Below are 3,893 nucleotides of genomic sequence, written 5' to 3'. Positions count from 1 at the left end.
CGCATTATAGGGAGCGGCGGATTTTACGCAAGCGTTATTTGCATAAAATAGTAATTAAAATTAAGCCCCAAGCAAGCGCACACGATAAGCACAAGTTACCCACAAAACCCTGTTGATAACTCTGTTTTTGAACTATAAAACTAAACACTTTTATCCTGATGTGATAAGTTGCGGTCACTTTTTTTAACTCATGTATTTAGGCAGTATCCATGACAGACATAATAAATAGTATAAGTGCCCTTCTATGGGGGCAAGTTCTCGTCTACTTATTAATAGCAGCGGGCCTCTTCTTTACTTTTCGACTAGGCTTTATTCAATTTGTGCAATTCCCACATATGTTCAAAGTTATGTTTGGTTCTCGTAAATGTGCCGATAACGAAATTTCATCCTTTCAGGCTTTTTGTACTTCATTAGCAGCTCGTGTCGGTACTGGTAATATGGCAGGTGTTGCTGTTGCCTTATACCTAGGTGGCCCAGGTGCTATTTTCTGGATGTGGCTTATTGCATTAATAGGTATGGCTACAAGTTTTGCCGAGAGTACTTTAGCTCAGGCTTATAAAACAAAAGATGCAGATGGTAATTTTAGAGGTGGCCCTGCTTATTATATGCAAAACGGTTTAGGCAAACGTTGGATGGGAACTTTATTCTCGTTATGTTTAATTTTAGCCTTTGGTTTAGTATTTAACGCAGTACAGTCAAACTCTATTGCTGCAGCATTTGAAGTAGCGTTTGATGTACCTAAGTATATAGTAGGCATTTGCTTGGTTATTGGCTCTGGCATCATTATTTTTGGTGGCCTAAAAACAATTTCTCGCTTTGCTGAAATGGTTGTGCCATTTATGGCATTAGCTTACCTGCTGGTTGCACTTTATGTATGCGCCATTAACTTTACTGCACTACCTGATGTGCTAGTGCTTATTATAAAAAGTGCTTTTGGTATTGAACAAGCTGGTGCTGGTGCTATTGGATACGGTGTCACACAAGCGATGATCCAAGGTATAAAGCGTGGTTTATTCTCAAACGAAGCTGGTATGGGTAGTGCAGCTAATGCCGCGGCTACTGCGACGCCTTACCCTCCTCACCCAGCATCACAAGGTTATGTGCAAATGTTAGGCGTATTTATTGATACTATTGTTATTTGTACAGCGACTGCTTCTCTTATTTTACTATCGCAGCAATTAGTACCTGAATCTGGTGTTATGGGGATTGAACTTACACAAGCAGCATTACAAGAACATGTCGGCGACTGGGGTACTTACTTTATTGCTATTGCTATATTGTTTTTTGCTTTTACTTCTATTGTGGCTAATTACTCTTACGCTGAAACAAATTTAATGTTTTTAGAGCACAACTCTAATAAAGGTATGTTTATCTTTAGACTTGTTGTTTTAGGTATGGTGATGTTTGGTGCTGTTGGTGAGCTTGGTTTAATTTGGACGCTGGCAGATATATCAATGGGTTTAATGGCCATTGTAAACGTTATAGCGCTATTTATGCTTTCAGGTGTTGTTGTATGGCTTTCAAAAGACTATAACGAACAACGTAAAAAGGGCTTAATACCCACCTTTGACAAAAGTAAGCATCCTAAACTTGCTAAAGAGGTTGACCCAGCGGCCTGGGAATAGAAAATAATCAGCGAGCTACGGCTCGCTTTTTTAGTTCTAAGAATAACAAATACTACGCTTAATCATCTCATTACTTATAAATAAAAAGTTATATTAATTTTAAAACTATTTTATATTTAATTACGTAGGACATATGAATTAAGTTATCTATAAAAAGGAGAGCCGATGGATGACATGACAAAAAAATACAGTATAGACACTACTGATTACCAAGTTGGGCAAGATAATGTACAAAAGTGGGGATTTGATATCCATAACCCAGTATTTGGTATAAGCGCCTTCTTAGTTGTTTTATTTGTAATACTTACCCTCGTTTTTGACCCTACCGTTACCCGTGATGCACTAACCTCGACTAAAGACGCAATAATTAATCAATTTGATAGTTACTTTATGTTACTAGCCAATGCCTTTGTGATCTTTTGCGTTATTTTAGCATTTTCTCCTTTAGGTAAAATTCGGTTGGGTGGCGTAAAAGCTCGTCCTGAACATGGTTACATGTCATGGCTTTCAATGCTCTTTGCAGCAGGAATGGGGATTGGCTTACTGTTTTGGGGAGTTGCTGAGCCAACTGCATATTATACTGGTTGGTATCATATGCCTATGGGCGTTGAGCCAAACTCACCGCAAGCACACTCTTTAGCTTTGGGTGCAACCATGTACCACTGGGGTTTACATGGATGGGCGATTTACGCTGTTGTTGGATTAAGCTTGGCTTTTTTTGCATTTAATAAAGGCCTTCCTTTATCTATACGTTCTGTTTTTTATCCATTATTTGGTGATCGCGCATGGGGGTGGCTTGGTCATATCATAGATATACTCGCTGTACTGTCTACTTTATTTGGTTTAGCTACATCGCTAGGCCTTGGCGCTCAACAAGCTACCAGCGGGATAAATTATCTGTTAGGCACTGATTACGGGACTGCTTTTCAAATATCTGTTATAGGTTTAGTAACGTGTATTGCAATATTTTCAGTTATTAGAGGTATTGAGGGCGGTGTTAAAGTACTGAGCAATGTTAATTTAATTTGTGCATTTATTTTATTATTAGCTGTTATTGCCCTTACTTTCTCAGATGCAATTACTGCTGTTTGGTTTACCCTTGGGGCGTACGTAGAGCACTTTGTACCTTTGAGCAATCCATTCAATAGACCCGATGAAGATTGGATGCACTCTTGGACTGTGTTTTATTGGGCATGGTGGATATCATGGTCGCCGTTTGTTGGGATGTTTATTGCTCGAGTTTCAAAGGGACGAACTGTACGCGAGTTTTTACTCGTCGTCATTGGCCTACCAACGCTTCTTAGTTTGGTTTGGATGGGCGTGTTCGGAAATATGGCAATTACACAAGTTATAGATAAAGTTGGCCCACTTGGACAAAATGGTTTAACTGATATCTCAGTGACTTTATTTCAAGTATACGAGCAGTTACCTCTTTCTAGTTTTATTTCTATTATTTCTATAGCACTCGTTTTGGTGTTTTTTATAACGTCGTCTGATTCAGGATCGCTAGTAATAGATGGTATAACTGCGGGCGGTAAAATAGATGCACCAGTGCCACAACGTATATTTTGGGCTACAGTCGAAGGCGTGATTGCAGCAGTATTACTCTGGGTTGGTGGCTCGCAAGCATTGCAAGCGCTTCAGTCGGGCGTAGTTACTACAGCTTTACCGTTTTCAATAGTACTTATTTTAATGTGTGTTGCGCTTATCCAAGGCTTGTTGAGCGAGTATCCAATTTACAAAGCTCAGAGTAAACTGCAATAACAATTTATCCTTTATAAGCGATCCTCAAGGGTCGCTTATAAAATCTTCGCAATTCATATAACTAAGTGCTTAACGCATTCCCTATACTCCCACCTTAAATTTATTTTAGACACCGCACTTCTATTACATTCATTAATGCCACCCCTCGTTAAAACTTAGGTACAGGAGTAATTGCCAAGAAAATTAAATAACCAGCGTTCTGATTTTTTGCTTTGTTATAAACAGGTGCTCTTATACCAATTCGCTTAATTAAGTGATCTATTTTGAGGATGGTGAAACTCTAAGATATTAAAAAGAAATAGATTTTAAAGGTAAGTAGGTATTAAAAATAAGATTAGAGAATTTAAGTAAGAATAATTTTTGAATGTTTTAAAATTAGAAGCAATTTAGAATTTAAGTGAATTTTATCTGAGGATTTTAGTAAAGATGGTGCCCGAGGCCGGACTTGAACCGGCACGACTTGTTAGTCGAGGGATTTTAAATCCCTTGTGTCTACCAATTCCA

At 38.4% G+C, this 3,893-nt stretch carries 2 protein-coding genes; both read left to right on the top strand.

Features of this window, described 5'->3' with window-relative positions:
- Positions 1–209 precede the first annotated feature (209 nt).
- Positions 210–1,625, top strand: a complete 1,416-nt coding sequence (locus tag QMA08_RS20255) for a sodium:alanine symporter family protein (protein WP_039488519.1) — start codon at positions 210–212, stop codon at positions 1,623–1,625.
- Positions 1,626–1,790: 165 nt separating this feature from the next.
- Positions 1,791–3,389 carry a BCCT family transporter gene (locus QMA08_RS20250; protein ID WP_149602921.1) on the top strand — a complete coding sequence of 533 codons (1,599 nt, stop codon included), beginning with the start codon at positions 1,791–1,793 and terminating at the stop codon, positions 3,387–3,389.
- Positions 3,390–3,893 lie beyond the last annotated feature (504 nt).

The organism is Pseudoalteromonas sp. APC 3355, from assembly GCF_030407615.1.
GTDB classification, from domain to species: domain Bacteria; phylum Pseudomonadota; class Gammaproteobacteria; order Enterobacterales; family Alteromonadaceae; genus Pseudoalteromonas; species Pseudoalteromonas distincta.
The sequence above is the reverse complement of the archived record's forward strand: the minus strand, read 5'-3'. Positions and strand labels throughout refer to the sequence as shown.